Source organism: Nonomuraea sp. NPDC049421 (assembly GCF_040677005.1).
Classification (GTDB): Bacteria; Actinomycetota; Actinomycetes; order Streptosporangiales; family Streptosporangiaceae; genus Nonomuraea; species Nonomuraea salmonea.
The window spans coordinates 1-23,641 of sequence record NZ_JBFAQA010000033.1; the positions used below are offsets into that span (position 1 = coordinate 1).

General features: G+C 71.8%; 23 protein-coding genes. 13 read left to right on the forward strand and 10 right to left on the reverse strand.

What is annotated here, in order from left to right; genetic code table 11:
- Window positions 1-90 precede the first annotated feature (90 nt).
- A complete protein-coding gene (locus AB0K18_RS40380) occupies window positions 91-792 on the reverse strand; it encodes a 4-carboxy-4-hydroxy-2-oxoadipate aldolase/oxaloacetate decarboxylase (protein WP_364925852.1) in 702 nt (233 codons plus the stop codon).
- A complete protein-coding gene (locus AB0K18_RS40385) occupies window positions 789-1,520 on the reverse strand; it encodes a PIG-L deacetylase family protein (protein WP_364925854.1) in 732 nt (243 codons plus the stop codon). Before AB0K18_RS40385 ends, AB0K18_RS40380 begins: the two co-directional genes overlap by 4 nt.
- A gap of 123 nt (window positions 1,521-1,643) precedes the next feature.
- On the opposite strand from AB0K18_RS40385, the gene AB0K18_RS40390 reads away from it, so the two are divergent.
- Window positions 1,644-2,456, forward strand: coding sequence for a DUF1932 domain-containing protein (locus tag AB0K18_RS40390; protein ID WP_364925855.1), 813 nt, complete (start codon window positions 1,644-1,646; stop codon window positions 2,454-2,456).
- Here the strand turns inward: AB0K18_RS40390 and AB0K18_RS40395 are convergent.
- On the reverse strand, window positions 2,453-3,094 hold the full coding sequence (locus AB0K18_RS40395; protein WP_364925857.1) for a GntR family transcriptional regulator: 642 nt from the start codon (window positions 3,092-3,094) through the stop codon (window positions 2,453-2,455). The two genes, AB0K18_RS40390 and AB0K18_RS40395, sit on opposite strands and share 4 nt — an antisense overlap.
- A 228-nt stretch (window positions 3,095-3,322) precedes the next feature.
- On the opposite strand from AB0K18_RS40395, the gene AB0K18_RS40400 reads away from it, so the two are divergent.
- The 5 genes from AB0K18_RS40400 to AB0K18_RS40420 are packed head-to-tail and all read left to right on the forward strand — an operon-like array spanning window position 3,323 to window position 10,455.
- Window positions 3,323-3,814, forward strand: a complete 492-nt coding sequence (locus AB0K18_RS40400; RefSeq protein WP_364369112.1) for a hypothetical protein — start codon at window positions 3,323-3,325, stop codon at window positions 3,812-3,814.
- Window positions 3,815-3,848: 34 nt separating this feature from the next.
- Window positions 3,849-5,234, forward strand: a complete 1,386-nt coding sequence (locus AB0K18_RS40405; protein ID WP_364925859.1) for a hypothetical protein — start codon at window positions 3,849-3,851, stop codon at window positions 5,232-5,234.
- On the forward strand, window positions 5,231-6,571 hold the full coding sequence (locus tag AB0K18_RS40410; protein ID WP_364925861.1) for a VWA domain-containing protein: 1,341 nt from the start codon (window positions 5,231-5,233) through the stop codon (window positions 6,569-6,571). Before AB0K18_RS40405 ends, AB0K18_RS40410 begins: the two co-directional genes overlap by 4 nt.
- 15 nt (window positions 6,572-6,586) lie before the next feature.
- Entirely contained in the window at window positions 6,587-7,699 is a 1,113-nt protein-coding gene (locus AB0K18_RS40415; protein ID WP_355423248.1) for an AAA family ATPase, read from the forward strand.
- Window positions 7,696-10,455: a DUF5682 family protein gene (locus AB0K18_RS40420; RefSeq protein WP_364925863.1), complete on the forward strand. Its 2,760-nt coding sequence runs from the start codon at window positions 7,696-7,698 to the stop codon at window positions 10,453-10,455. Before AB0K18_RS40415 ends, AB0K18_RS40420 begins: the two co-directional genes overlap by 4 nt.
- Before the next feature lie 88 nt (window positions 10,456-10,543).
- On the opposite strand, the gene AB0K18_RS40425 is transcribed toward AB0K18_RS40420, so the two are convergent.
- The gene (locus AB0K18_RS40425) at window positions 10,544-11,986 is read right to left on the reverse strand and encodes a PepSY domain-containing protein (RefSeq protein WP_364925865.1); all 1,443 of its coding nucleotides are present in this window, start codon (window positions 11,984-11,986) and stop codon (window positions 10,544-10,546) included.
- Between the two features lie 83 nt (window positions 11,987-12,069).
- On the opposite strand from AB0K18_RS40425, the gene AB0K18_RS40430 reads away from it, so the two are divergent.
- On the forward strand, window positions 12,070-12,237 hold the full coding sequence (locus AB0K18_RS40430) for a hypothetical protein (RefSeq protein ID WP_364925867.1): 168 nt from the start codon (window positions 12,070-12,072) through the stop codon (window positions 12,235-12,237).
- Between the two features lie 57 nt (window positions 12,238-12,294).
- Here AB0K18_RS40430 and AB0K18_RS40435 read toward each other — a convergent pair whose 3' ends face one another.
- From AB0K18_RS40435 to AB0K18_RS40445, 3 genes are all read right to left on the reverse strand, one after another.
- Window positions 12,295-12,954, reverse strand: coding sequence for a hypothetical protein (locus AB0K18_RS40435; RefSeq protein WP_364925868.1), 660 nt, complete (start codon window positions 12,952-12,954; stop codon window positions 12,295-12,297).
- 78 nt (window positions 12,955-13,032) lie between these two features.
- Window positions 13,033-13,893 carry a polysaccharide deacetylase family protein gene (locus AB0K18_RS40440; RefSeq protein ID WP_364925870.1) on the reverse strand — a complete coding sequence of 287 codons (861 nt, stop codon included), beginning with the start codon at window positions 13,891-13,893 and terminating at the stop codon, window positions 13,033-13,035.
- Window positions 13,894-14,064: 171 nt separating this feature from the next.
- Window positions 14,065-14,958, reverse strand: a complete 894-nt coding sequence (locus tag AB0K18_RS40445; RefSeq protein ID WP_364925871.1) for a LysR substrate-binding domain-containing protein — start codon at window positions 14,956-14,958, stop codon at window positions 14,065-14,067.
- 111 nt (window positions 14,959-15,069) lie between these two features.
- On the opposite strand from AB0K18_RS40445, the gene AB0K18_RS40450 reads away from it, so the two are divergent.
- The 4 genes from AB0K18_RS40450 to AB0K18_RS40465 are packed head-to-tail and all read left to right on the forward strand — an operon-like array spanning window position 15,070 to window position 19,001.
- Window positions 15,070-15,831, forward strand: a complete 762-nt coding sequence (locus AB0K18_RS40450; protein ID WP_364925873.1) for an enoyl-CoA hydratase/isomerase family protein — start codon at window positions 15,070-15,072, stop codon at window positions 15,829-15,831.
- Window positions 15,828-17,336 (forward strand): AMP-binding protein, encoded by a 1,509-nt coding sequence (locus AB0K18_RS40455; protein ID WP_364925875.1) that lies wholly within the window; start codon window positions 15,828-15,830, stop codon window positions 17,334-17,336. The genes AB0K18_RS40450 and AB0K18_RS40455 overlap by 4 nt, the downstream gene beginning before the upstream one ends.
- A 10-nt stretch (window positions 17,337-17,346) precedes the next feature.
- Entirely contained in the window at window positions 17,347-18,660 is a 1,314-nt protein-coding gene (locus AB0K18_RS40460; protein ID WP_364925877.1) for an MFS transporter, read from the forward strand.
- A complete protein-coding gene (locus AB0K18_RS40465; protein ID WP_364925879.1) occupies window positions 18,657-19,001 on the forward strand; it encodes a hypothetical protein in 345 nt (114 codons plus the stop codon). Before AB0K18_RS40460 ends, AB0K18_RS40465 begins: the two co-directional genes overlap by 4 nt.
- 79 nt (window positions 19,002-19,080) lie before the next feature.
- Here AB0K18_RS40465 and AB0K18_RS40470 read toward each other — a convergent pair whose 3' ends face one another.
- Window positions 19,081-19,230 carry an Arc family DNA-binding protein gene (locus tag AB0K18_RS40470; protein WP_364925881.1) on the reverse strand — a complete coding sequence of 50 codons (150 nt, stop codon included), beginning with the start codon at window positions 19,228-19,230 and terminating at the stop codon, window positions 19,081-19,083.
- Between the two features lie 55 nt (window positions 19,231-19,285).
- Between AB0K18_RS40470 and AB0K18_RS40475 the strand changes: the two genes are divergently transcribed.
- A complete protein-coding gene (locus AB0K18_RS40475; RefSeq protein ID WP_364926046.1) occupies window positions 19,286-19,597 on the forward strand; it encodes a glucodextranase DOMON-like domain-containing protein in 312 nt (103 codons plus the stop codon).
- Between the two features lie 71 nt (window positions 19,598-19,668).
- On the opposite strand, the gene AB0K18_RS40480 is transcribed toward AB0K18_RS40475, so the two are convergent.
- Window positions 19,669-21,183: a cytochrome b N-terminal domain-containing protein gene (locus AB0K18_RS40480; RefSeq protein WP_364925883.1), complete on the reverse strand. Its 1,515-nt coding sequence runs from the start codon at window positions 21,181-21,183 to the stop codon at window positions 19,669-19,671.
- 93 nt (window positions 21,184-21,276) lie between these two features.
- Complete coding sequence (locus AB0K18_RS40485) at window positions 21,277-21,924, reverse strand: hypothetical protein (RefSeq protein WP_364925885.1); 648 nt, start codon at window positions 21,922-21,924, stop codon at window positions 21,277-21,279.
- 164 nt (window positions 21,925-22,088) lie between these two features.
- Here AB0K18_RS40485 and AB0K18_RS40490 point away from each other — a divergent pair, with 164 nt between their 5' ends.
- Window positions 22,089-23,321: an Ig-like domain-containing protein gene (locus AB0K18_RS40490; RefSeq protein ID WP_364925887.1), complete on the forward strand. Its 1,233-nt coding sequence runs from the start codon at window positions 22,089-22,091 to the stop codon at window positions 23,319-23,321.
- Window positions 23,322-23,641 lie beyond the last annotated feature (320 nt).

The following is a 23,641-nucleotide window of genomic DNA, read 5'->3' on the forward strand; positions in this document are numbered from 1 at the left end:
GGCACGGTCGATGAAACAGGAAGCCGCAGAAGTGCCGCGTGACACCACACGGCACAGGCTGAATCCCCGGCGTTCACGCCGGGGAGCGCGTCAACGGTCACGCTCGTACTCGCCGGCCGTCACGTACGTGATGCCCAGCTCGGGCAGGCGGGCGCGCAGGCCGTACCGGTCGAGGCCCAGTTCGCCCTTCTCGAACGCCTCGCGCGTCGCCGCCTCCTTGGCGGCCCGCGCGGCGGCGGCCTCGATGCCGCGCTCCAGGTCGGCGCGCGGGCACACCAGCACGCCGTCGTCGTCGGCGATCACCGCGTCGCCCGGCCTGACGAGCTGCCCGCCGATCGTGACCGGCACGTTCACCGCACCAGGCGTCGCCTTCACCGTGCCCTGCGCGCTGACGGCGGAGCTCCACGCGGGAAAGCCCATGGCCCGCAGCTCGGCCACGTCGCGCACGCCCGCGTCGATCACCACGCCGCGCACCCCCCGATGCCGTAGCGCGGTCGCGAACAGCTCGCCGAACATGCCGTCCGTGCACGGCGACGTCGTGGTGACCACCAGCAGGTCGCCCTCCTGGCACTGCTCGACCGCCACGTGGATCATCAGGTTGTCGCCCGGCCAGCAGACCGCCGTGACCGCGTTGCCGCCCGTCCGCGCTCCCGGCCAGGCGGGGCGCAGGCCGGGGCCGAGGTAGCCGGTGCGGCCGAGCGCCTCGTGCACGGTGGCGACGCCGTACGCGGCCAGCGCGTCGACCCTGTCCACCGGCGAGCGCGGGATGCCGGTGACGACCACGTTCCTCATGCGAGCACGTCCGTCACCTGCGGGTACAGCCGCATGTACGCCTCGCCCATCGTCGCGTGCGGCAGCCCCAGATTGGGTCCTGCGTTGCGCTTGAGCTGCACGCCCCTGCGCTTGGCGAGGTCGGTGTAGTAGTCCCACATGTGCTGCTGGGCCGGCAGGCACTCCATCGCCTTGCGCTTCTTGTCGAACACCGGCGTGATGTCCAGCAGCACGTCCGGCTTGAAGTCGCACTGCTCGGGCTGGTGCGGCTCGAAGAAGAACACCGGCGGCGCGCCCAGCGGCTCGCCCGGGGCGTCGTAGCCGGCGGCCTGGGCGAGCACGCGCGCCTGCAACGCCATGCGCGCCGCGGCCGGGTGGTCGCCGTTGTACGGGTCGGCCTGCGGGTGGGTCAGGACTACGTCGGGCTCGAGGTCGCGGTAGACGCGTACCAGCCGGTCCACCAGCTCGCGGCTCTCCAGCAGGGGGTAGTCGCCGGCGTCGAGGAACTCGATCTCGGCGCCCAGGGCGGCGGCGGCGTTCTGCGCCTCCTCGCGGCGGATCGCCTTGATCTCCTCCAGCGCGTGGCCGGCCCGCCACGCCTTGGCGGACTCACCGCGCTCACCGAAACTGAGGCAGACCACCTTGGCCCGCTCGCCGCGGCTGGTGGCGAGCGCGATGGCACCGGCCGCCCGCCACACGAAGTCGCCCGCGTGGGCGCTGATCACCAGAAGGGTACGGGGTGTGGTCACGCGCCGACGCTAAGAGCCCTTGGAGTGATTGTCAACACTTACCGCACTGAGAACGGCCTTGAACGCCAATTTCGCCCTTCAGTTCCCTGTGCTTCAACAATATTGTCAACATAAGGAGGCCATATGAAACGACCCAAGGTGGCACTGCTCGGCTACGGCGAGGTCGGCCGCATCCTCGCCACCGGCCTCACCGACAAGGTCCGTCTCCGCGCCTACGACCCGGCGTACCCACCGGAACTGGGCAGGGTGGAGCTTGCCGGGGGTAATGCGGAGGCCGTGCGGGGCGCTGATGTCGTCATCGCGGTCACCACGGGGGCCGATGCTCTCGCCGCCGGAGCCGAGTCCCTCCCGCACCTCGCGCCCGGCACGCTCTACGCCGACCTGTCCACCGCGGCTCCCGACGACAAGCGCCGCCTGGCCGGCCTCCTGAAGCCCGCGGGGGCGGAGTTCGTGGACGGGGCGATCATGGCGCCGATCCCGCTGCGCGGCCTCGCGACCCCGATCCTGGCGGCCGGCGACCACGCGGACCGCTTCGCCGCCTTCGCCACCGCCCACGGCATGGACGTCACCCCCATCGGCGGCGCACCGGGCGACGCGGCGGCGCGCAAACTGCTCCGCAGCGTCCTGGTGAAGGGCCTGAGCGCGCTGGTCATCGAGTCGCAGCGAGCGGCCGACGCGGCGGGACTGGGGGAGTGGTTCTGGCACCACCTCGTGGAGACCGTCACCGACGCGGACGAGCAGTTCGTCGTACGGCTCCTGCGCGGCGCCGCCCAGCACGGCACCCGCCGCGTCCACGAGATGGAAGCCGCCACCCGCATGCTCGCCTCTTTGGGCGTCCCCCGCACGATGACGCTCGCCACCACGACCACCCTCACCGCAACCGAACGCACCGGCCCCCCACCCCTCCCAGGAGCAGACCGGCCCACCGCTGGTTAGTCGGGGGTGGCTTCCAAGGATTTGGTGACGCTGCGGAGGTGTTGTCGCATGGCCGTCTGGGCTGCCTCCGGGTCGCGGGCGACGATGGCGGCCACGATCAGCTCGTGTTGCGGCAGCGATACGGCGGCGCGGCCTGGCTGGCGGGCCAGACGGAATTTGTGGCGGACCACCTGGGCGCCCAGGCGTTCGATGATGGCCGCCGACGTGCGGTGGCCGGCGATCTCGCGGACCTTGGCGTGGAGGGCGGCGTTGAGCTCGGAGTAGCGGTCGAGGTCGTCGGAGTCGACGGCGGCGCGCATCTCGGCCACCAGCCGCCGCAGCTCCCCGGCCTGCTCCGACGTCACCCGCTCGGCCGCCTTGGCCGCCGACAGCCCTTCGAGCACCATCCGTACCTCGGTGATCTCGATGGCCTCGGCCTTCGAGACGGCCCGCACCCTGGCGCCCTTGTTGCGCAGGATCTCCACCAGCCCCTCTCCGGCCAGCTCCTTGAAGCTCTCGCGCACGGCGGCGCGCGGCGCGCCGAACTGCTCGCACATGTCGGCCTCGACCAGCCGCTGGTTGGGCACGAAGCCGCCGTCAAGTATGGCGGCTCTGAGCCGGTCGGTCAGCGTCTCCCCGCGCGGGGGCTCTGGGGTCACGCGATCCTCCGGGCGTCGTACGAAGCTTGTTCGACAATATTATGGACAATCCCCGGAGCGCCGGGGGCCACGAACCCCCGGCGGCGCTCCCACCTGCGAGCTTGATCGTTTCACCGTGTTCTGTCGGTGACCTCCGGTAAGTTCCTCGATCAATTGATCAGCCGGCCGCACGGGTCCGGGCATTCCCGCCTGCGCTCGTGAGCCGGCCGGGTGGGAGGTCACGACATCGTGGACGCGGACGAAACCGCGTGGGAGCAACGCAGCGTGCTACGGGTGGTCCCGCCCGTGCAGCCGCGCAAGCTGGCCAAGGTGCCCTTCGTCGAGCTGGCCGACGGCCGGCTCCAGGGCGTCGTGTCGAGCGGATCCGACATCGAGCGGGTCTACGTCTCGTCGATCACCGCCGGCACCCTCGCGCTGAGCTGCAGCACCAACAACAACCGGCCGTGCGGCGCGCTGCACGGTTACGCGTGCAAGCACATCAAGATGCTGGCCGACGAGGCGGTCGTCCAATACGGGCTCGACCGGGTGGCCCGCTACCTGCGCATCGAGGTTCCTGAGGGCGACTCGCTCATGGCCCACGTCAACGGGCCGGTCGAGCGGACACCGGCGGCCGTGGTGTTCAGCCGGTTCCTGCGCCACCTGGCCTACCTCGAGGTGCCCGACAGCACCGACCCGCTGGTGGAGCTGCACTGGTTCCCCGCGACGGGGGCGGTGGGCTGATGCCGATCGATGACACGGACAGGGCGGTGCGGTGATGCTGGACGTACAGCTCGGTGAGCTGCTCGACGCGGCCCCCGAGGGCGTGGACGCGGCGCTCGGCCTGGTCGACGGCTTCGACGAGGCCCTCACGTACGGCTTCGCGCGGCTCGGCGACGAGCGCGCCGAGGCGCTGACCGCCTTCGCGGGCGCGCTGGCGGGCACCCCCGTCGGCGACCGGCTGGGCGAGGCCGTGGCGAAGGTGGCCGCGGGGTCGGTGGCCGACGAGCATCTGGCGGCGCTGGCCGGCGGCCGGGCCGCGCTGCTCGGCGCGGCGCACGACGCGCTGCTCGCCCGCCTCGACGCGGCCCTGGGCCGCACCCGTGACACCGCCGACGCGGCGGGAGCGCACGCCGAGGTGGCCGACAACCTGCTGGCCGGCTGCCGCGGGTGGCTGCGCGAGCTGGCCATCGCGGGCTGGCGCGGGGTCGATCACGACCTCGTCTCCTCAGCCGACCAGACGATCGAGGCACTGCTCGCCGAGCCGGCGCTGCGCGGCCTCGCGGTGCTGCTCGACGGGCTGGCCATGGAGCTGCGCGCGTCGTCGCCGGTCGCCACGATGGACCGGCTGCCCGCGCGACGGTGGGCCGACCTGTGGACGCGTGCGATGCTGCTGGCGCAGCGCGGCCCGTGGCCGGGCGAGGCGGACGAGGTGTCGGGGCGGCTGCTGATCCTGGGCGCCGACGTCCACGAGCACGCGACCGCCGTACGCGTACAGGTGCACGCCGTCCTGGAACCCTCGGGAGGCGGGCCCGCCAGGCTCGTCCGTACGAGCGTGGCCGCCGCCAAGGTCGACACCATCGTCGGCCCGACCGTGTGGCGGCTGTTCGGCGGCCACCCCACGCTGCTGGCCGCGCTGGCCGGCCACCGGAGCCTCGACGTCACCGGCATGCCGCTGCTGCCGGGCGGCGACCTGATCTGGCACGACGACCGGGCGAGCGCGGGCGACGAGGCCGATCCGCTCGCGGTGGCCAGGCTCCAGCTCGGGGTGGCGACGGTGCCCGCGGTGCCGCCGCTCGACCGGCATCCCGTACGCATCGGCGAGCCCGTCTTCGTCGAGGGCTACAAGACCGACGGCCGCACGCTCACGCTGGGCGGCCACACGATCGCGTTCGACCTCGACCGGCTGCCCTCCTGCGGCCCGCTCGCCCCCGCGCTGCTCAAGGCGTCCACGGCCTGCGTCGGGCTGCTGCACTGGGACGCCGGCCGCTGGACGCTGCAGCCGCTGGGCGTGCAGGCCACGGTGAAGAAGCAGCCGGTCGCGGCGCACACCGGCGACTGGGCGCAGGGCCCCACCGACCCCAAGGTGGTCAAGGCCGAGGCCAAGGCCGGCGACGTGGTCGCGGTGCTGCGCGAACGAGCGGGACGGCTGCTGCGCAAATGACCGATCCCACCGACCTCACCCCCGCCGCGCCGGCGGTCGACGACGGCTCACAGAGCGCCGATCAGACGCGGCGGCAGGTGCTCTACTGGCGGTTGCTGTCGCGGCTGTTCAGCCCTGACGAGGAGCCCGCGCTCGAGACGGCCGGCGTCGGCATCGTCGGCGACCTCGGCCTGCCACCCGCGCTGCTCGACCCGGGCGTCTCGGTCGACAACCTGGTGCAGCGCTTCCCCGGCCTGGCCGCCGAGTTCCAGGACCTCATGGCCGAGAAGGAGCTCGGCGACGGCGACGAGGTGCGCCGGGCCGCGCTGGTGTCGAAGCTGCTGCTCAACGTCTTCGCCACGGGCTCGGGCAACGTCACCGCGACGCAGCTGGAGAGCTGGAAGTCCGACGCCGGCTGGTTCGAGAAGGGCATGGGCTGCGAGCCGGGCGGCCTGCGCCACCGCGTCGGCGACGAAGAGCTGGCCAAGGTGCTCGCCGGCATCGAGGGCGACCTGGTCAAGCGCATGCACCTGCGCGAGGTGCTGGCCGACCCCGCGCTGGCCAGGCAGCTCACGCCCAGCATGTCGCTCATCGAGCAACTGCTGCACGACAAGTCCAACCTGTCGGGCGTCGCGCTGGCCAACGCCAAGGCGCTGATCCGCAGGTTCGTGGACGAGGTGGCGCAGGTGCTGCGCACCCAGGTCGAGAAGTCCAGCGTGGGCACCATCGACCGGTCGGTGCCGCCGAAGCGGGTGTTCCGCAACCTCGACGTCGAGCGCACGATCTGGAAGAACCTCACCAACTGGAACGAGGAAGACCAGCGCCTCTACGTCGACCGCCTCTACTACAAGCAGACCGCCAGGCGCACCACCCCGGCCCGCATGATCGTGGTGGTCGACCAGTCGGGCTCGATGGTCGACGCGATGGTCAACTGCACCATCCTGGCCTCCATCTTCGCCGGGCTGCCGAAGGTCGACGTGCACCTGGTCGCCTACGACACCAGGGCGCTCGACCTGACCCCGTGGGTGCACGACCCGTTCGAGGTGCTGCTGCGCACCACGCTCGGCGGCGGCACCGACGGCACGGTCGCGATGGCGCTGGCCAGGCCGAAGATCACCGATCCGCGCAACACCGTGATGGTGTGGATCTCCGACTTCTACGACAACCGTTCCCTGATCAACGACTTCGAGGCGATCCACCGGTCGGGCGTCAAGTTCATCCCCGTCGGCTCGGTCAACAGCTCCGGCCACGCGAGCGTGGACCCGTGGTACCGCCAGAAGCTCAAGGCCATGGGCACCCCCGTGCTCTCCGGCCACATCCGCAAGCTCGTGTCCGAGCTCAAGAACTTCCTCACCTAGGAGACCCCGACAACCATGAGTGACATGCTGCGCGCACCCGCAGAGGTCAAGTACGCCGAAGAGCTCGACTACCTCGAGTCCATCGACACCGCGCCGAAGCCGTTCTCGTGGCGGCTCAGCCCCCGCATGATCCGGATCTTCATCCTGGGCTCCGAGCGGGCCGACGGCATCGACAGGGAGATCCCGCAGAAGTGGTTCGGCGACCGCAGCTTCGTCGAACGCAGCATCGTGACCCTGGCATCCGACCGCGGCCTGCTGCTGATCGGCGACCCAGGCACCGGCAAGAGCTGGCTGGCCGAGCTGCTGTCGGCGGCGATCTGCCGTAACTCCACGCTGGTCGTGCAGGGCACCGCCGGCACCACGGAGGACCACATCAAATACTCGTGGAACGTCTCCATGGTCATCGCCAAGGGGCAGTCCCGCGAGTCGATGATCCCCTCGCCGATCATGACGGCGATGGAGCGCGGCGTGATCGGCCGGTTCGAGGAGCTGACCCGCTCGACGAGCGACGTCCAGGACGCGCTCATCTCGATCCTGTCGGAGAAGTACGTCTCCATCCCCGAGCTCGACGACGACAACATCGTCTTCGCCCAGCCCGGCTTCTCCATCATCGCCACCGCCAACAGCCGTGACCGCGGGGTCAACGACCTGTCGTCGGCGCTCAAGCGGCGCTTCAACTTCGTGCGCATCCCGGTGGTGACGAACAAGAAGAGCGAGGCGGAGATCGTCCGCTTCCGTACCGAAGAGCTGCTGCGCCGGCACCAGATCGAGCTGGACCTGCCGCCCACGCTGCTCGACATTCTGCTGCAGAGCTTCGCCGACCTGCGCTCGGCGGCGGCCTCGGCCACCAGCGACGACGACAAGCTGGAGTCGGCGCTGTCGACGGCCGAGCAGATCGGCGTGCTGGAGGACGCGATCCTGCACAGCCACTTCTTCGGTGATCGGACGCTGCGCGCGCAGACGCTGGCGAGCTCGCTGGTCGGCTCGCTGGCCCGGCGCAGCCCCGAGGACCTGGCGATACTCAACAAGTACTGGCACGGCGTGGTCGAGCCGCGCAGCAAGAAGGACGGCGGCGAGTGGCCGGAGTTCCTCGAGGGCGGCCGCGAGGCCATCTCCACGCTGTCATGACCGGTCAGCCGAGCCCTTTCGGTTCGCTTCGCGAGCAGCTCCTCGGTGCGGCCGAGACGTTCGCCGGCGGGCCCGTCGAGGTCTCCGGCATCCTGTCCGGCCTGGTCGACGACGTCGATCGGGCGCTGCGCGAGGAGCTGGAGATCTTCCCGGTCTGCCACCACTCGCCGGCCTCGGCGCTGGCGATGGTGCGCAGGCTGCGCGAGAAGCAACCGAAGGTCATCTATCTGGAGCTGTGCGAGGACCTGCAGCCGCTGCTCACCGAGCTGCGCAACTGCCGGCTGCCGGTGGCGGTGCAGGCGTTCGCGACCGACCTCGACGGGTTCCCGAAGACGTGGGCGCCGCTCAGCGTGGTGGCGCCCATCACCGAGGCGTCCGCCGAATACCAGGCCATCGCGTACGCGCTCGACACCCCCGGCGTCGAGCTGGTGCTGGTCGACCGCTCGACCGACCACGTCTTCCAGTGGGCGCCCGGCGAAGAGCCCAAGCCGAAGGCCGAGGAGGGCGCGGGCCTGCACGGCGACGCGGTCGGCGTGGAGATCGGCGACCTGCGGCCGCGCTTCGCCGAGCTGGAGGAGCACCTGCTGCACCACGGCAAGGTGCGCCACTGGTCGGAGTGGTGGGACCAGTACGTCGAGCAGCCCCTGTCCGGGGCAGACTACGACACCTATCGCCAGGTCATGGTGCTGATCGGCAGCCTGTTCCGGCGGCTGCGCCCCGAGGGCGACGCCCGCCTGACCGTGGACGAGGACCGCGAGCGCTACATGTGGACCAGGATGCGCGAGCACCTGACCGCCTCCGGCGCCGACCCGGCCGACTGCCTCTACGTCTGCGGCGCCTTCCACGCCGCGAGCCGGGTCGAGGAGTTCGGGCTGCGGTCCACGGCCACGTTCGAGATCAGCCCCCGTACCGGCACGAAATGGCTGTACGGGCTCATCCCGTCCAGCCACTCGGCCATCGAGGCCCAGTTCGGGCTGGCGCCGGGCTCGGTGTCGATCGCGGCGGCGACCTGGAACAAGGCGCTGACGCGGAGCAAGCTGACCCCGTTCCAGCTCGCCGGGCAGAAGGGCGCGCGCAAGCGCCAGGTCAAGCTGCCGCCGCCCGCGCCGCAGGGCGAGGTGGCCGACAAGCTGACCGGGTTCCTGTCCAGGCCGCCGGCGCTCGACCCGCTCGACGAGGCCGAGTTGCTCGGCTGGTCGGTCGACATCGTCCGGCTGGCCCGCCGCAACGGCTACCTCGCCAGCACCGCCGACGCGATCGCGGTCTACGAGACCTCGATCCTGCTGGCCGGCATGCGCAACCGCGCCAGGCCGACGCCGTACGACTTCCAGGACGCCGCCGTCACCTGCATCGAGAAGGACGTCGTGCCGGGCCGGCGCGACGTGCGGCGGCTCTGCGAGATCCTGCTCGGCGGCGACAAGCTCGGCGAGGTCGGCTACGACGCGCTGCCGCCGCTGGCCAGAGACGTCTACGACCGGCTCGAGCCGCTCGGGCTCGACCTGGAGAAGCGGACGATCCAGCGGGCGCTGCTCAACCTCAACGCGGAGCCCGAGCTGCGGCCCTGCTCCGACCTGCTGTGGATGCTGCGCTACCTGCTGCCGTCCGACGCGGTGCGGCCCATCATGGGGGAGCGGCGCCTCGGCGAGCGCTCGATCCAGGAGAGCTGGGACCTCGCGTTCGGCAAACACCAGCGCTCGATCATCGAGCTCGGCTACGAGGGCGTCACCGTCGAGCAGGTGGTGGAGCAGCGGCTGCGGCGCTCGGTCTGGGACCAGAAGGCCACCGCCGCCGTCGCGCTCGCGGCCGTCGAGGACGCCATCCTGTTCCTCGGCAGTCGCCGCTTCGCCGACGAGCTGGGGGCGCGGGCGGTGGAGCTGCTCGCGTCCGAGCGGACCGTGGACGACGCGCCCGACGTGCTGCGCCGCATCCGGCGGCTGCTCGCCCACTACCGGGCCACCGAGCCCGAGCTGCCCGCGTGGTGCGCGGCGTTCGTGACGGCCGGCTACGCCCACTACTGCACGCTGCTGCCCACGGCGTTCGTCGACGACGACACCGGTGTGCGGCAGGTGGGGGCCATGCTGGGCTTCCTGTTCAGCATGGAGAGCCTGGCGCTCTCGCTCGGCTGCGAGCGGGCCCAGCTGGAGCTCGCCGTGCGGCAGTCGCACCCCGAGTCGCCGGCCAAGGTGGCGCTGCTGTGGGCCGCCCAGCACCAGCTCGGCCTGCTGCCGCCGGCCGCGCTGCGGTCGCGGTGCGACGAGCTGCTGGCCAACCCGCTGGTGATCCCGTCGTTCCCGCAGTACATCATCGGGTTCGTCCAGGCTCTTGAGCCGGTGCCGGCGTTGTCGGGGTTCGTGGTGGAGGTGATCTCCAAGGCGTTCGGGCGGCTGCCGGACAACGTCCTGCTGCCGTGGTTGCCGAAGCTCATCACCGCCCTGCGCGACGGGGCCGCCGAGCTGGTGCCGGTGCTGGTCCGTGAGGCGGGGCGCACGTTCCCCGGCTCGCTGACGGAGGTCGACTCCTGGGTGCCGCCGTGGACCGCCCGCCCCAAGCCGGCCGTGACCGCCGCTCCGGTGGCGGCCGGGCCGGTGGCCGAGCTGCTGCGGGCCCATCCCGCGGCCTGCGACGCCGTGGCCGGGGTGCTCGGCTGCTCGGGCGAGTGGGCCGCGCCAGGCGAGCCCGCCGGTGATCCGCGCGTGGCGGCCCTGCTCGCCGCGCACCCGGAGCCCGCGCTGGCGGTGGCCGGGCTGCTGGGCTGACGGTCAGGAGGCGGGGCGGCAGGTGGTGCCGGGCGGGGGCAGGCGCAGGTCCGTCAGGTACGTGTTCGCGTACGTACCGGCGGCCCGGTCAGCCGGAGAGGCGGGCGAGGGGCTCGATCCGGCGCAGGACCAGCCAGTCGAGGAGGAGGACCGCCGCCATCGTGATCCCCGCCAGCGGGAACAGCAGCCCGGGCACCGCCATCACGGCGATCAGCCCGTACGCCGTCCTGCGGTCCGTGGGCCGGGCCGGTGCGCCGACGCGGCCACGGGGGCGGCGCTTCCACCACATCCAGGCGCCGGTGACGATCAGCGTGACGAGCGTCAGGCAGGCGCCCAGCATGAGCAGCAGGTTGGCCGTCCCGTAGCGGCGGCCCTCGTGCAGGGCGACTCCCTGCTCGACGGCCTTGGCGATGACGCCGTACTCGTTCCAGCCGTACGACACCAGGACCCGCCCGCTGTACTGGTCCACGTGCAGCGTCTGGGCGTCGGACGGGTCGCGGCGCGGGTCCGTCACCACCGTGTAGACGCCCTTCGGACCGTCCGGCAGCAGGATCTTCAGGTCGCACTCGTCCGGCGGGCACGACCTGATCGCGGGCCGCGCCGCCGCCAGGGCGTCCTCGAGGGGCAGGGCGCCGTCCTGCAGCACGCCGTGGGCGGTGCCGTGGCCGGCGTGCCCGTCGTCGGACGGTGGGACGAGCAGGCGTTCCGCCGCCCACGGGACCTTGGCGTCCGGGTTGGCGGACAGGTCGCCCGAGGTGTGCGGGTAGTCCTCGGCGCTGGGGTACGTGGAGCCCGTACGGTCCTGCAGCCGTTGCAGGCCGTCACCCCACACGCCCGACCACGGCAGCCCGGACAGGACGAGGAACACGACCACCGCGCCCCCGCCGACCCCCGCCCACGTGTGCACTCTGCGCAGCCCGCCCCGCCCCTTCCTGGGTCTGCGCGGGCCTGGCTTCCTGCGGCGGGCGCTCCACCACAGGTACGTGCCGGTCGCGACCAGGATCAGCGACCAGCAGGCGGCGGTCTCCACGACCCGGTCGCCGACGGTGCCGGCCATCAGCTCGCCGTGGATCGTACGGACGACGCGCATGAACGTCCTGCCGTCGTCCACCTCGCCCAGCACCGCCGCCGTGGCCGGATGCACGTAGACGGAGATGCCCTCGGCGAAGGGGCCCGTCTCGGTGCCCTGGAGGATGATGCGAGTGCTGCGCTCGGGTGACATGGGCGGGATGACGGACATGACCGGTGTACCGGGACGCGTCCGCTGCGCGGCGGCGATCTGCTCCGACAGCGGCCGCGCTTCGGTGACGGGTGCGCTGAGCGTGCGCACGTCCTGCTGACTCCACTCCTCGAACGGCTCCTTGAACAGGTAGATGGACCCGGTGACGGCCAGGACGAGCAGCACGGGCGCGACGAAGACGCCGGCGTAGAAATGCCACCGCCAGACGGCCCGGTAGCGCTGCGACGCGACCGGCCGCGCCGGCTCGGGCCCTTCCCGGGTCGGTGTGGGACGAGTCTCGATCGATGTCATGGGGGGCTCCCTTCCGGGGGCGCTTTTCGTGGGTACGGCGACGGCACGCGGGGAGCGTGAGGCGGCCACAGCGTGGAGGCCGTGTGACGATCGGCCTGGTGCGCGAGGCGAGCACGTCTCCGGTGAAGCGCACACGCCTCGCGGCGATCAGGCGTCGCACGCGGCAGCGTGCACACCAGCGCGATCAACGGGTGGCGCGATCAACGGGTGGCGCGATCAACGGGTGGCGCGATCAACAGGTGGTGTGGTGAGCGCGCGACGTGGTGCGCGTGCGGGCAAGGCCGCCGGGCGATGCGGGAGCGCGGTGCTCAGAGAGCTTGCGTCACGACGACGTCAGGGTGGGGCGGTCCTCTGCGGCTCAGTGTCCAGGTCAGGGCCCGGGGTGCGAGGGGGCCGAGGGGAGCCGTGGCGAGGAGGGCCGGGCGGCGGGTGGGGGCCGGGGGTGCGGGGTCCCAGACGGTCAGGAGGGCCCAGAGGTCGCGGAGAGAGGTGGCCAGGAGGTGGAGGATCGTGGCCAGGGTCGTCTCGCCCCGGTCCAGCCACCACGCCGACAGCACCGCCACCACCACGTGGGCCAGCAGCATCCCGACGCTCGCGCTGAAGCCGCCCCCGTGGTGGCTGACGAGGGCGGAGGCGTCCGTGGTGTGCGCGTGGAGGGCCGGGGCGGCGTGGGGGGTGGTGGTGAAGAGCTGGTGCATGCCGTACTGGGCGGTGAAGGAGGCGGCCAGCAAGGTGCGGCGGGAGCGGCGGCGGCGGGTGAGGAGGAAGGCCCCCGCGCCGGTGATCCCCGTTGCGGCCAGCACCGTGCCGAACCCCGCTACCGGGCCTCCGGCCAGGACGTGCATGGCGAGGGCGGTGAGCACGCAGACGACCGCGAACACCGTCGTACGCAGCCCGCGCAGGCCGGTCCCCCCGGCCTGCGCGGTGTCCCTGCTGCCGATGCCGCATCCTCTCTCGTCGGGGTTCATGCGCGATCACCGCTCACATGACGAGATACGGCGGTCGCCCGGCCCGGGTTCAGCCGGATGCGACGAACTTTCGCGTTGTCAGGTCAGCCCGGCGCTGTAGACGGTTTTGGGCGGGTGCCCGTTGAAGAGGCGGGTGACCGTGACGCACCGGTAGCCGCGCTTGGACAGGGCCTTCAGGATGCGGGGCATCGCCCGCACCGTCGACGGGTGGATGTCGTGGAAGAGGATGACGCTCCCCGGACGTACGGACCTGACGGCCTTGCGGACCACCTTGGCGCTGTCGCGGTGCCGCCAGTCCAGGGTGTCCACGCTCCACAACACCATCGGCCGCCCGGTCAGCCGGCTGACCGCCGCGTTGACCGCCCCGTACGGCGGCCGGACGAGCCTGGGCACCACCCCGATGGCCGCCTTCACCACCCGGTCGGTACGCGCGAGCTGCGCCCGCACCCCGGCGGCCGGCAGCTTCGTCAGGTCGGGATGCGACCAGGTGTGGCTGCCGATCTCGTGCCCCGCCGCGTACGTCCTGCGCACGATCCCCGGGTTCGCCGCCACGTTCTGCCCGACGACGAAGAACGTCGCCTTGGCCCGGTACGCGGCCAGGTGCCGCAGCAGCGCGTCGGTGTACGCCCCCGGCCCGTCGTCGAAGGTCAGCGCCACGCACTTCGCCCGCCGGCAGTCCACCGGCCTGGCCCTGGCCGCCACCTTCACCACTTTGACCGCCGAGACGGCTAAACCCCCGGCCGAGGACGCGGTCGCGCCGCCGGAGACCTCGGACCGCTCGGAAGCGAATGCCGTGGCGGTGGACGCCCGCGCCCCTGGCATCGCCGCCGGCGTCGGGTCCTGGACGTCGGGTGATGCCGTGACGGTGCCGCAGCCGGTGGTGAGCAAGGCCGTCAGGGTGAGCGCCCCCGCCGTCCCCCGAATCGCGCCGATATTCATGATCGTTCCCCCTTCGCGCACCGCCCCCGGTGCGTGCGTCCCCCTGAGCGCGGGACCGTTCCACGGTGTTGGACTCCCGCCGTTCGCTCATGGTTCGCGCGGAGGCCGCACGCGGATGAAGCGGAGACCGCGCGCGGGTGAAAGCGGGGGCCGCGCGCGGATGAGAGGGGATCAGCGGTGGCCGACCTCGCGCAGCCCGGCCAGGGCCGCATCCGCGAACGCCGCCACCACCTCGCCCTCCTGCACGACCGGCCAGACCACCGAGGTGGACCAGGTCAGCCGGGGCTCGTCGATGGGCCGCCACACCAGCCCCGCGGGCAGCTCGTCGTACGGCTCCTCATTGAGGTGCGCCCCGAGACCGGACATGACGAGCCCGTGCACGAAGTGGGGGTTGCGGGCGTGCCGGATGGCGCCGGGCAGAAAGCCGTTGTCGCGGCACGCCTCCAGCATGTGGTCGTAGAGCTGGGGCGCCATCGCCCGGGGGAAGATCACCAGGGGCGAGCCGTCGAGGCTGCGCAGGCGTACGACGTCTTGGGAGGCGGCCGGATGCCCTGAGGGGAGGACGACGCCGAGCCGCCGGTGCACGACGGCGCTGGACGCGAGCCCCACGGTGTCGCACGGATGCCGCACGAGCCCGGCGTCGAGCTCCTCGGCCCGCAGCTGCGCGAGCTGGCTCGCGGTGGTCAGCTCGCGCAGTTCGAGCAGCACGTCGGGGACGCGCTCGGTGAACCGGGCGACCAGCGTGCGCACCGCCATGGGCGTGGTGTCGGGCGGCACGCCGGCCCGCAGCACGGCGGAGGTGCCGGGACGGATGCGGCGCATGGCGGCACGGGCGGCGTCGGCGCGTTCCAGAACGCCACGGGCGTGCTCCAGCAGCAGCGCGCCCGCCTCGGTCAGCGCGACGTGGTGGGAGCTGCGGTCGAACAGCCGCACGCCCATCTCCCGCTCCAGATCGCGGATGCGCTGGGACAGCGGCGGCTGCGCCATGTGCAGGCGTTCGGCCGCCCGCCCGAAGTGCAGCTCTTCGGCCACGGCGACGAAGTAGCGCAGGTGGCGTAGCTCCATCGGCCTCACCATATCGCTGCGATATGGCCAAGGGTCGAGATTGATGTTGGCCTGCGCCCCGTCCGAGCTGGTTGTATCCCCAAAAGCCCGTTGACCTGCGAAGGGACGCTTGTGACTGTGCTGATGGACCGCGAAGGACCCGTCGCGGTGATCACGCTGAACCGGCCGGAGAAGCTGAACGCCTGGACCGCCGCGATGCGGGAGCGGCTGATCGAGCTGCTGCGCGCGGCCGGCTCCGACCCGCGGGTGGGCGCGGTGGTGCTCACGGGTGCGGGGCGGGCGTTCTGCACGGGGCAGGACCTCGGCGAGACGGCCACGATCGACCCCGGCGACCACGCCGCGTCGGACGCCTGGATCGACGGCTTCGACCGGCTCTACCGGGCGGTGCTCGACCTGGACAAGCCGGTCGTCGCGGCGGTGAACGGGGTGGCGGCGGGCTCGGGCTTCCAGTTCGCGCTGCTGGCGGACCTGCGCATCGGACACCCCGGAGTGCGGATGGGGCAGCCGGAGGTGCTGTCCGGCATCCCCAGCATCACCGGCATCTGGGCCATGTGGAACATCCTCGGCCGCGCCAGGACGACGGAGTTCGCGCTGACCGGGCGGCTGGTGTACGGGGACGAGGCGGAGCGGCTCGGCCTGCTCACCAGGCTCGCCGCCGAGGGCGAGGTGCTCGCGGTGGCCGTCGCGCAGGCCAAGGAGCTGTCCGCGCTGCCGCCCGGCGCGGTGGCGCTGACCAAGGGCCGGCTGCGGGAGCTGGAGCGGGAGGCGCTCGTGGACGCGGTGGCGGCGGCGAAGAAGGTGCACGCGGCCGCGTACGCCACCGGGGAGCCGCAGCGTGAGATGGCCCGCTTCCTGAAGGGCCGCGCCCGATGACCGCGTGGAACGTCCCCGCCCGGTACAACATGGCGGTGGACGTGGCCGACCGCCACCTCCGCGAGAACCTGGCCCTGATCTTCGAGGACCACACCGGCGCCCACGAGGAGATCACGTGGGGCGCCGTGCAGGACCGTTCCCGCCAGGTGGCCGCATCCCTGCACCGGCTCGGCGTCCGCCCGGGCGACCGGGTGGCGGTCATGCTGCCGCAGCGCCCCGACACGCCCGCCGCCTACCTCGGCGTCCTGCGGACGGGCGCGGTGCTCGTCACGATGTCGCTGCTGTGGGCGGACGAGCAGATCTCCTACCGCCTGGCGGACTCGGGCGCGTCCGTGCTGGTCACCGAGACCGGCGCGGTCCGCAGGGCGGCCGGCTACGACGGGACCGTGCTCGACGTGGACGACCCTGCCATCGCCGGACTGCCTCCCGTGTACGCCGACGCCGACACGGCCGCCGACGACCCGGCGCTGATCTTCTACACCTCGGGCACGACAGGCCCTGCCAAGGGCATCGTGCACGCGCACCGCACGCTGCTCGGCCACAACGAGTTCGAGGTCTGCCACGACCTGCGGCCAGGCGACGTCTTCTACGGCGCGGGGGAGTGGGCCTGGTCGATGGCCAAGCTCATGGGCCCGCTGCGGGCCGGGGCCGTGCACTACGTGTACCGGCCGCGCGCCGGGTTCGACCCGGAGGGGCTGCTGGCCGGGATGGCGCGCAACGGCGTCACGACGGGGCTGGTCAACCCCACGTTCCTGCGCAAGACGCGGGAGGCGGTGCCGGACGCCGGCACCCGGCACCCGCAGCGGTTCCGGGTGGTGTGCTGCGCGAACGAGCCGCTCACCGCCGACCTGATCCGCTGGTTCCGCGACCAGTTCGGGGTGACGCCGCTCGACTACTACGGCTCGACCGAGTCGTACCCGCTGGTCGGGAACGTCCCAGGACAGCCGGTCAAGGAGGGCTCGATGGGGCGGCCGCTGCCCGGCTGGGACGTCGCGCTGCTCGACGAGCACGAGCGGCCGGTGCCGCCCGGCGAGGTCGGCGAGATCTGCCTGCGGGCGCGCAGCAACCCGCAGTTCCCGCTCGGCTACTGGAACCGGCCCGAGGCGAGCGCCGAGGTGTTCGGCGGGGAGTGGTTCCACACCAAGGACCACGCGCGGGTGGACGAGGACGGCTACTACTGGTTCCTCGGCCGCGTGGACGACGTGATCAAGACCTCCGGCTACCGGGTCGGGCCCGACGAGGTCGAGGAGGCGCTGCGCGCCCACCCCGCCGTCGCCGACGTGGGCGTGGCCGGGGTGCCCGACCCCGTACGCGGCCAGGCCGTCAAGGCGTGGATCCGGCTCGCGCCGGGTTTCCGCCCTGACGAGGAGCTGGCGAAGGAGATCCGGGAGTTCGCGAAGACCACCCATTCGCGCTTCGCCTACCCCCGGGAGATCGAGTTCGTCGACGACCTGCCCCGATCCGCGACCGGGAAGATCCAGCGCGCGAGACTCCGCGCGCGGTGAAGGAGTGAGCATGACCCCCCGAGACTCAGCGGCCCTCCGCCGCAAGGTCACCATGGCCTCGGCGATCGGCAACTTCGTCGAGTGGTTCGACTCGGCGGCGTACGCGGTGATGTCCGCCACCATCGCCGCCCTGTTCTTCCCCGACTACGACAAGACGGCCGCGTTGCTGGCCACCTGGGCGATCTTCGCGGGCGGTTTCGTGGCCAGGCCGCTCGGCGCGGCCTTCTTCGGCCGGTACGGCGACCGCCTCGGCCGCAACAGGATGCTGGCCCTGACGATCCTGACGATGAGCGGGGCCACGTTCCTCATCGGCCTGCTGCCGACGTACGCGTCGTGGGGCGTGGCCGCGCCGGTCCTGCTGTTCCTGCTGCGCTGCGCGCAGGGCTTCTCCACCGGCGGCGAATACACCGGCGCGTCGGCGTTCATCGTCGAGTACGCGCCCGCCGGCCGCCGGGCCCGCTTCGCCGCCGCCGTCCCGGTGACGGTGGGGCTGGCCAGCGTCGCGGGGTCGGGGGTCGGCTTCCTCATCACCTCGACGGTCACCGCCGAGGCGCTGCAGAGCTGGGGGTGGCGGGTGCCGTTCCTGCTGGCGGCGCCGCTCGGCGCGATCGGGCTCTACCTGCGCTCGAAGGTCGAGGACACGCCGGTGTTCCGGTCGCTTGAGCAGCACGACGAGGTGGAGCCCGCGCCGCTGCGCGAGGCCGTGAGGCGCTGCGGGTGGCAGATCGCGACGCTGTTCGGCTACAGCATCACCAACGCGGTCGGCTACTACCTGATGAGCAGCTACATGATCGCGTACATGTCGGAGGAGCTGGGCTACTCCAAGAGCCAGGCGCAGCTCACGAACGTGGTCTCGATGCTGGCCTACAGCGTGGCCTGCCTGTTCGCCGCCTCCGCCAGCGACCGCTACGGGCGGCGGCCGATGCTGATCACCGCGTGCGCCGGGTTCGTGCTGCTGCCGCTGCCCGCGTTCTGGCTGATGGGCTCGGGGCTCGCGGGCGCGATGGTGGGCACGTCGCTGCTCGCCATGCTGGTCTCGGTGATCGGCACGTCGAACGTGCCCGCGCTGGTGGAGATGTTCCCCGCGAAGGTGCGCTCCAGCGGCTCGGCGATCGGCTACACGGCGGCGTACGTGCTGTTCGGCGGCACCGCGCCGTTCGCCGCGACCGGCCTGGTGTCGGCCGTGGACAGCCCGGTCGCGCCGGCCTTCTACATGATCGCGATCGCGGCGGTGTCGCTGGTCGTGGTGCTGACCTCGTTCAAGGAGACGCGCGGCTTGGCGCTGGACCGGGGCGTGGACACGCCCGCCGCCGTGCGGGCTTGACAGGCGGCCGGGGCTGGTCTTCTCTCGACCCATCGAGGTCGGGAGGGGAGCCCTGGCATGTCGGCGCGCCCTCGCACTTCGGGCTCGCACGCAAAGACTGCCTGGGCACGTCGGCGGGGCGGGCGTCCAAGGTCTGGTACACGGTGGCGAACGGCGTGCTGTCCGACGTGTACGAGCCGACGATCGACAACACCAACGTCGAGACCATGCAGTTCGTGGTGACCGACGGCCGGACGTTCACCGAGCTGCAGGCCCGCGACACCACGTACGAGGTGAGCACCGACCACTCCGGCATGACATGCACGATCACCTCGGCGAGCCGGGCCGGCCGCTACCGATGATGCCCGCAGTGCTCCGGCTTTCAGGCCGGGGGTGAAGCGGGCCGTCTCGCGTGGCGGGGCAGGAAGAGGTGAATCGCCGTCAAGGCGATTCATCGTGTGCCTGGTCGGCGGTGAGCGCGGTCTCAAGCAGGTGCACGATCTGGGAGTTCAGGGATCGCCGCTCGGTCTGGGCGCGGGCGGCCACCTGGGCGTGCACGTCATCGGGAAGCCGGAGCGTAATCCTGATCATGACACCATTGTAGTGCCAGGCTGGATATGATCGGGCGTCCGGCAGTACGAGGACGATCACGGTCGCGCTGCCCAGGACGGCCTTCGGCACGCCCGGCCCCGGCTGGCGCTTCGCCGTCGTGCTCACCGGGCAGGACAGGTTCAGCGCCGACCAGGCCAGGGGGTTCGCGGCGACGCCGCAGCCGTACCAGTTCGGGGTGTGCGCCGAGGGCGGCACGAGCCCGCTGTGCGCGGTGGACCCCGGCAGCGTGCCCAAGGCGCTCGACGTGCTCGTCCCGGACGGGCAGTCGCAGGCCGACGTGCTGAACCCGCTCGCCGGCCCGGTCACCGTCCCCGCCGCCACCGTCCCCGCCGTCACCGTGCCCTGAGCCGCCGCGTGATAGCCGCTGCGGCCTTTCCGCCCCGGAGAGGCCGCCCCACGAAGAGGCCGGGGCGGGGGTCAGTTGAGCCAGGAGCGCTGGAGTGCGCGGCGGACGCGTTCACCGGCCGGCGGTGGCACGTCGCCGTCCGGCGGGGCGGGCGGTAGCGCGGGTGGGGAGCCGGGTTCCAGGACGGCCTGCTCCTCCTCGGTCACCGGGCGCTCGATCTCGGTGAAGCCGCCGTCGGGCCCGCGTACGATCACCCCGGTCTCCACCCCGTGCGCGAGCGTGTGCCGGTCGCGTAGCTGCAGGCCCAGGCAGATCCGGCGGGTGACGACGTACCCCAGCACGGGCCCGGCGACGATGGCGACGCGGAAGATCCAGGTGGTCGCGTTGAGCGAGATGTGGAAGGTCGAGGCGATCAGGTCGTTGCCGCCGGCCAGCCACAGCACGCCGTAGTAGACGATGCCCGCGACCCCGAGCGCCGTCCGCACGGGCACGTCGCGCGGCCGGTCGAGCAGGTGGTGCACGGCGCGGTCACGGGTGACCCACCGCTCGGCGAACGGATAGAGCGCCAGCGCGGTGAACAGCAGGCCGGGCGCGCCGAGCGCCGGGATGAGCACGCTCATCGTCACCGTGGAGCCGAAGACGGTGAACTCCCACGGCGGCATGATCCGCAGCGCGCCCTCCAGGAAGCCCATGTACCAGTCGGGCTGGGAGCCGGCGCTGACGGTGCTGGGCAGGTAAGGACCGTACAGCCAGATGGGGTTGATCTGGAACACCGTGGCGAGCAGCGTGATCACCCCGGTCACCCACAGGAAGAACACCGTCGTCTTCGCCAGGAACGCGGGGAAGAACGGCGCGCCGCGCACCTGATCGTCGCGCAGCCCCTTGGCGCGGAACTGGGTGTGCGTCTGCCGCCACGTCAGCACCACCGCGTGCAGCGGGAGCAGCACGAGCAGCAGCGCGGGGATCAGCAGCACGTGCAGGCTGAAGAGGCGGGCGATGATGTCCTCGCCGGGGAACTCCCCGCCGAACAGGAACATCGCCAGGTACGTCCCCACCAGCGGCACCGAGACGATCACCCCGTGCAGGATGCGCAGCCCGGCCCCGGACAGCAGGTCGTCCGGCAGCGAGTAGCCGAACAGCCCGTTGATCAGCACCAGGGCGAACAACGTCACGCCGATCAGCCAGTTGAGGTCGCGCGGCTTGCGGAAGGCGCCGGTGAAGAAGTTGCGCAGCAGGTGGATGACGATGGCGCCGAGGAAGATGAGCGTGGCCCAGTGGTGCATCTGCCGCATCAGCAGGCCGCCGCGCACCTCGAAGGTGATCTCCAGCGACGACGCGTACGCCTCGCTCATCGTGACGCCGTGCAGTGGCACGTAGCTGCCGTCGTAGACGACCTCCTGCATGGACGGCTTGAAGAAGAACGTCAGGAAGACGCCGGTGAGCAGGATGACCACGAAGGCGTATAACGCGATCTCGCCCAGCAGGAACGTCCAGTGGTCGGGGAAGACCTTCCGCATCGCCTTCTTCAGAAACCCGGCCCCGCCGAGCCGGTCGTCCAGCGCCCCGGCCAGTGAGCTGCCCTTCATCGCCACTCCGCATGCGTCTTGTCCAGACCCTTATGGACAAGACGGAGCAGGGGCCGCGAATGTGACACTCACCGGCCGGCGAATGTCGTTCTCTCAGGCGAAGCGTTCGACGGTGACGGGGATGAGGCCCTGCTCGCGCACCGCCTGGCGATGGTGGTGGAGCAGCGCGCCGAGCGCGGTCACCGGGCCCGAGCCGAGGCGCGCGGTGACGTCCACGCACCAGGCGATGCCCGCGCCGATCCGGCGCAGCTCCCAGGTGAAACCGTGGCCGCCCGCGTCGGCCGAGGCGGCTCCGACCACGCGCGGGTCGCCGGTCGGCTCGAGCCGCAGCGCCGTGCGCGCGTTCTCCAGGCCGTCGGCGCCCAGCTCGCCGGCGAACAGGATGCGGTAGCGGCGCGCTCTGGAGCCGCCGAGGTTGAGCGGGGCGGTGGTGGGCAGCGTGCGGCGCTCCTGGAAGAGCGTGCGCAGCCCGGCCTCCTCCGGCAGCACGCCGCCGCCCATGCGGGCGAAGGCGTCGTACGCCTCCTGCCTGCTGACCGGCGTCACCCGGCCGCGCAGCGCGTGATCGGCGCGGATGGCGCGGCTCAGCTCGGCGGAGGAGGACCAGGCGCCGTTCTCCGGTCTCCACTCGGCGCCGTCGATTCCGGCCGCCGTGTAGTCCTCACACAGGACGAACTCCTCCACCAGGAGCCCTGCGGGCGTGCGATCGCTCGCGGTCGAGGAGATCAGGTAGTAATCCACCGGCCCATGATTGTGCCCGGCGGATCGCCAGATCAAGATCATTCACTCGCGCCGCGCGTGCCGTGGCCGCATGTCCGAGCCCAATCCGGGCAGGAGTCCGCCTGATCTCCGTAAACGGTCTAATGTGGATATTTGCCTTATGTCAGGCACGGGAGGCATCGACGATGCGGAACGGCCGGACCGCGACCCTCGCCCCATCACTCACCGCCGCCGCCACGGCGGCGCTGCTCACCCTCGCAGGCTGTACGTCGTCCGGCGGCGGCCCCGGCCCGCAGAGCGGCCCGCAGAGCGGCCCTCAGAGCGGCCCTCAGGGCGGACCCCAGCAGCAGGGCCCCGTGGCCAAGCTGGCGATCACCCCCGCCGACGGCACCGAGAAGGTCGCCCCCGACACCGGCATCGCGGTCAAGGCGAGCGCCGGCAAGGTGACGAAGGTGGCCGTGGCCGACGCCAAGGGCCGCGCCGTCAAGGGCGCCATGGGTGACGACGGCACGTGGCGGCCGGCCTGGCCGCTGCGGCCCTCGACCACGTACACGGTCAGCGCCCAGGCCACCGGCACCGACGGCAAGCAGGTCAGCGGCACCTCGACGTTCACCACGCTCAAGCCGAAACGGGTGCTGAAGAGCGGCATGTCGCCACTCGACGGCGAGAAGGTCGGCGTGGGCATGCCCGTGCAGCTCCTGCTCTCGCAGCCGATCACCTCGCAGAAGGCCAGGGCGGCGATCGAGCGGTCGCTGGTCGTGCGCATGTCCAAGCCGGTCGAAGGCGCGTGGAGCTGGGTGAGCGACCGCGAGGTGCAGTTCAGGCCGCGGGAGTACTGGCCGGTCGGGCAGAAGGTGACCGTCGTCGCGCACCTCGCCGGGCTGCGCGCCGGCTCCGGGCTGTGGGGCACCAAGGACCGCAGCCTGACGTTCACCGTCGGGCCCGAGCACATCACCAAGGTCAGCGCCAAGACCCACAAGGCGGTCGTCCGCGAGAACGGGAAGGTCGTCAAGACCATTCCGGTCAGCCTCGGGCGGCCGGGCGACGACAGTTATTCCGGCGTCATGATCGCGCAGGAGAAGGCGGCCGACATCGTCATGGACTCCGCCACGATCGGCGAGCCCGGCGAATATCGCATCAAGACCAAGTGGAACGTGCGCATGACGTACAGCGGCACTTTCTTCCACGCCGCCCCCTGGTCCACCGGCGCGCAGGGCAGCTCGAACGTCAGCCACGGCTGCGTGAACGCCAGCCCCGCCAACGCCCGCTGGTTCTACGACTTCACCCAGCGCGGCGACATCATCGAGGTGACAGGCACGTCCAGGAAACTCCAGTTCGGCAACGGGCCGACGCCGTGGGCCAAGGCGTGGGAGGACTGGCTGGCGGGCAGCGCGCTCGGCAAGCCAGTGAACGGATAGGCCGCGGTTCTCAGTACGCGAGTTTGAGTAAAGGACACAATCGGGAATCCTTTGTCGGCCTATACCGCTTTCGCACGGAGCGGCGAATTACCATGAGGGCACAACAGGAACGCCGTCCCGTTCACGGGAGCTGGTATCGGTGCCTGAAGACGGAACCGGCCGGGGGCTGATCCGGCTCCCGGCCCTCGCGCTGTGGCTGCTCGTCTGGCTGCTCAACTGCTACGAGTTCCTGGTGACGTTCTGATCCTGATCACGAGTCGTCCGGCCCGGGCGTGATCGCCGGGTCACAACGGCGGAAGGTTCAGTCGTCCTCCTCCGCG

Excerpts from the sequence above, each read along its gene's own strand:
- AB0K18_RS40425 (WP_364925865.1), bottom strand. The coding sequence starts at position 11,986 with ATGACATCGATCGAGACTCGTCCCACACCGACCCGGGAAGGGCCCGAG.
- AB0K18_RS40420 (WP_364925863.1), top strand. The coding sequence starts at position 7,696 with ATGACCGGTCAGCCGAGCCCTTTCGGTTCGCTTCGCGAGCAGCTCCTC.
- AB0K18_RS40470 (WP_364925881.1), bottom strand. The coding sequence starts at position 19,230 with ATGATCAGGATTACGCTCCGGCTTCCCGATGACGTGCACGCCCAGGTG.
- AB0K18_RS40415 (WP_355423248.1), top strand. The coding sequence starts at position 6,587 with ATGAGTGACATGCTGCGCGCACCCGCAGAGGTCAAGTACGCCGAAGAG.
- AB0K18_RS40390 (WP_364925855.1), top strand. The coding sequence starts at position 1,644 with ATGAAACGACCCAAGGTGGCACTGCTCGGCTACGGCGAGGTCGGCCGC.
- AB0K18_RS40480 (WP_364925883.1), bottom strand. The coding sequence starts at position 21,183 with ATGAAGGGCAGCTCACTGGCCGGGGCGCTGGACGACCGGCTCGGCGGG.
- AB0K18_RS40380 (WP_364925852.1), bottom strand. The coding sequence starts at position 792 with ATGAGGAACGTGGTCGTCACCGGCATCCCGCGCTCGCCGGTGGACAGG.
- AB0K18_RS40410 (WP_364925861.1), top strand. The coding sequence starts at position 5,231 with ATGACCGATCCCACCGACCTCACCCCCGCCGCGCCGGCGGTCGACGAC.
- AB0K18_RS40440 (WP_364925870.1), bottom strand. The coding sequence starts at position 13,893 with ATGAATATCGGCGCGATTCGGGGGACGGCGGGGGCGCTCACCCTGACG.
- AB0K18_RS40490 (WP_364925887.1), top strand. The coding sequence starts at position 22,089 with ATGCGGAACGGCCGGACCGCGACCCTCGCCCCATCACTCACCGCCGCC.
- AB0K18_RS40460 (WP_364925877.1), top strand. The coding sequence starts at position 17,347 with ATGACCCCCCGAGACTCAGCGGCCCTCCGCCGCAAGGTCACCATGGCC.
- AB0K18_RS40435 (WP_364925868.1), bottom strand. The coding sequence starts at position 12,954 with ATGAACCCCGACGAGAGAGGATGCGGCATCGGCAGCAGGGACACCGCG.
- AB0K18_RS40405 (WP_364925859.1), top strand. The coding sequence starts at position 3,849 with ATGCTGGACGTACAGCTCGGTGAGCTGCTCGACGCGGCCCCCGAGGGC.
- AB0K18_RS40455 (WP_364925875.1), top strand. The coding sequence starts at position 15,828 with ATGACCGCGTGGAACGTCCCCGCCCGGTACAACATGGCGGTGGACGTG.
- AB0K18_RS40445 (WP_364925871.1), bottom strand. The coding sequence starts at position 14,958 with ATGGAGCTACGCCACCTGCGCTACTTCGTCGCCGTGGCCGAAGAGCTG.